Origin of the sequence: Pseudoalteromonas sp. TAB23, from assembly GCF_000498075.1 — a bacterium.
Classification (GTDB): Bacteria; Pseudomonadota; Gammaproteobacteria; order Enterobacterales; family Alteromonadaceae; genus Pseudoalteromonas; species Pseudoalteromonas arctica.
In genome coordinates, this window is record NZ_AUTP01000012.1 from 1 (window position 1) to 3,110 (window position 3,110).

A 3,110-nucleotide genomic window follows, 5' to 3' on the forward strand; every position below is an offset into this window, starting at 1 on the left:
TAGCCACACCTCACGGTTACCAAATGGTTGTGCGGCATTGGGTTTGTGGTCTTGCCAGCGGGTGGCATCAACCATGGCTTTTTCAAGGTCGCTAAATTTAAATATACTGTCGGCATCGTCCACAAAAATGCACATAAACAGGTTATTAAAATCATCGGCGTTGTATTCGTCGCGCAATTCGTCAATGTCGAATAATTCACAGCCACCGCGTAGGGCATCTTCAATGGTAACTACATAGCGCCATTGTTTATCGGGGCACAGCCTGCCGTTATCGCGCAATTCTACAAAGGTAGGGAACTCAATTTCTTCGCGTTCGGCGCGGCCTTGTCGCCAGTGATCACCCGTCCAAAATGTATAAGCAGGGTGCGCTTTAGTCGATGGGGTTGAAAAATACGTTTTACGCCACTTTTTATGCGTGGCCATGGCACTGGCTAATTTGTTTAGCTCGTTAAACTTACCAATCCAAAAGTATTCATCCACATAAACATGGCCGTGGTAACTTTGCGCCGTTTTGCTATTGGTACTTAAAAAGCGTAGTTCGGCATCACCATGGGCGGTGTGTAAAGTAATTGGGTTACCGGTTAGCTCAATTTCAAAAAACTCTTGCGCAATAGCAATTATATAACTGCGAAATACCTCAGCTTGTGCACGACTCGCAGAGAGGAATATTTGTGGGTCGCCCGTTAAAACCGCATCTTTAAACGCTTCACCCGCAAAATAATACGTCGCCCCAATTTGGCGGCTTTTTAAAATATTACGAATACGCTGATGCAAGTTTTCGTGCATCGTTTTTTGGTACCCAAAGAGTGAGTCGTACCAGGTGCCAAAGTCTTCAGCGGTTAAATGGCTAACATCATTTTTACGCTTACGGCCTTTGCTTTTTTTATTGTCGTTACCGCTGCCTTTATTACCTTGTTTATTGCTACCTTTATTAGTCGGTTGAGGATCATTAGCCTGGGCTGCTTTTTCGGCTAGCTGGACGCGTTGCTTTTTAAGCTTAACGTGCTTTTCTATCAGCATGTCGAGCTCTTTTATTTGGTTGCCTGTTTTGTCGCTTACATCGGTAAGTATCAAAATACGTCGTGCAATAGCTTCGTCTACGTCTTCTTCGCGCAGCATATCGCGCCAATTGTATTTATCGGCCCAATAGTAAATTACACGGTTGTTTGGTAACGCCAGTTCCGCACGTATTTCGTCGGGGGTATGGTGGCGTAAATAAAGCCGTTTTGCTGCTTCGCGTATTTCAGGTGAATAAGCCATTGCTTAATATAAGTGCTCATGAAATTAGTAACTAGGCACAGTGTATTGGTTTACAATAAGCTTATAACCGCATAAAAAACCTCATGTTTCCTAAAAGCCCAATCTAGGAATTATCAAAAAGCTAACCAATGTATTCAGCCTTTTTTTATAGCTATGCTGCGTTTAAATATTAAGTAACGCGGTACGCAAGTAATGGCAAAACAATCAGGTTGGGTAATTGCAGCAACAGAAGGCGCAACGGTAGACGGCCGTATTATTTCAAAAGAATGGATTAATCAAATGGCCGCATCGTATTCAGTTGACGAATACACCGCGCTTATTTGGCCTGAACACTTTCGCTCAAGCTTTGGCCCAAGCGAGGGTAAAAACTGGGGCACTGTTGACGAAGTAAAAGCTGCTAAACAAGGTGGCAAATTACGCCTGTTTGTAAAAGTAACCGCTAACGACTACCTACTTAATGCCAACAAAGACGGCCAAAAGCTGTTTATGTCTATTGAGCCAAACCCCGATTACAAAAGCGAAGGTCGCTGCTACTTACAAGGCCTTGCCGTTACCGACTCGCCAGCAAGTTCAGGCACCAGCCGCTTAAAATTCTCTATTGGTGATAACGAAGTAGATCACGAATATAGCCAACTAGAAACGCTACAACACAGTGACTTTATTACCACCAATAGCGAACCAACTACCCCAAATAGCAAGCACGCCAAAGCGCAAAGCTTAATGGCGCAACTATTTAGTTTATTTTCTAGCGATCAGCAGCCTGCCGATCAGCAAGAGCCACTCACCGAGGAAGACACCATGAAACAAGAACAGTTTGAAGCCCTAATGGGCAAGTTTGAAGGAATTGAAGCCAAGGTGACTGACCTTGAAACTAAATTCAGCAAACCAGAAGGCGAAGAAAAAACGCCAGTCAAAGAGCCAGCACCAGAGCCAGAAATTAAACCAGAGCCAGAAACAGGCGTAACCGCCGAACAATTTAGTCAGCTAATGGAAAAAATGGACGGCTTTGGCAAAAAGGTTGACGGCATCGAAACTAAATTTAACGCCCTTAGCAAAGAGCAAGGTGGCCAAGAGCCCGACCCAGTAGGCGGCGAAACCGTAAGCCTGACTTAAAAAACCACGTTTACTTTTTACTAATGCATAACAGAGCGAGATAACGCATGCACTTAAATCAAACAGCCGCTGGGTTTATAAAAACATACTCAACGCAACTAGCAAAAGCATTTGGTGTGGACGACGCATCACATAAATTTGCCATTTCAGACCCAATGGAAACAAAGCTACGCGCTGCGCTTTTAGAGTCGGTCGAGTTTTTACGCATGATCACCACCATGCAAGTGGACCAAATTAAAGGCCAAGTTGTAAAAGTAGGTAACTACGGTATTGCGACGGGTCGCAAAGCGGGTGGCCGTTTTACATCAGAACAAGGCGTTGATGGCCATACCTATGAACTGACCGAAACCGATTCGTGCTCAGCAACAACATGGGCGCTGTTATCTACATGGGCTAATGCCGGTAACTTAAACGAGTTTATGAAACTCATTAACCAAAACGCCACGCTACGTTTTGCACTCGACATGCTGCGCGTTGGTTTTAATGGTGTATCAGCTGCAGCAACATCAGACCCAATTGCTAACCCAAATGGTGAAGACGTAAACAAAGGCTGGCATCAAATTGTTAAAGAAAAAGCGGCTGACCAAATCGTTACCGATCCTGTTTATTTTGACCCAGACGGTGCAGGCGATTACAAAACGTTAGACGCCATTGTGACTGAGTTAAAAAACTCGCTTATTCACCCATCATTGCGTAACGACCCACGCCTAGTAGTGCTAGTTGGTAACGATTTAACA

At 44.4% G+C, this 3,110-nt stretch carries 3 protein-coding genes; 2 read left to right on the forward strand and 1 reads right to left on the reverse strand.

The genetic code is table 11. The features are described from left to right. On the reverse strand, positions 1 to 1,260 hold a 1,260-nt coding region (locus L654_RS0100180; protein WP_024606904.1), incomplete at its 3' end, for a terminase family protein. 192 nt (positions 1,261 to 1,452) lie between these two features. Between L654_RS0100180 and L654_RS0100185 the strand changes: the two genes are divergently transcribed. Both L654_RS0100185 and L654_RS0100190 read left to right on the forward strand, forming a co-directional pair. Beyond that, entirely contained in the window at positions 1,453 to 2,373 is a 921-nt protein-coding gene (locus tag L654_RS0100185; protein WP_024606905.1) for a GPO family capsid scaffolding protein, read from the forward strand. 47 nt (positions 2,374 to 2,420) lie between these two features. Next, positions 2,421 to 3,110: phage major capsid protein, P2 family (locus L654_RS0100190; protein ID WP_024606906.1), on the forward strand; the 690-nt coding region annotated here is incomplete at its 3' end.

Excerpts from the sequence above, each read along its gene's own strand:
- L654_RS0100185 (WP_024606905.1), top strand. The coding sequence starts at position 1,453 with ATGGCAAAACAATCAGGTTGGGTAATTGCAGCAACAGAAGGCGCAACG.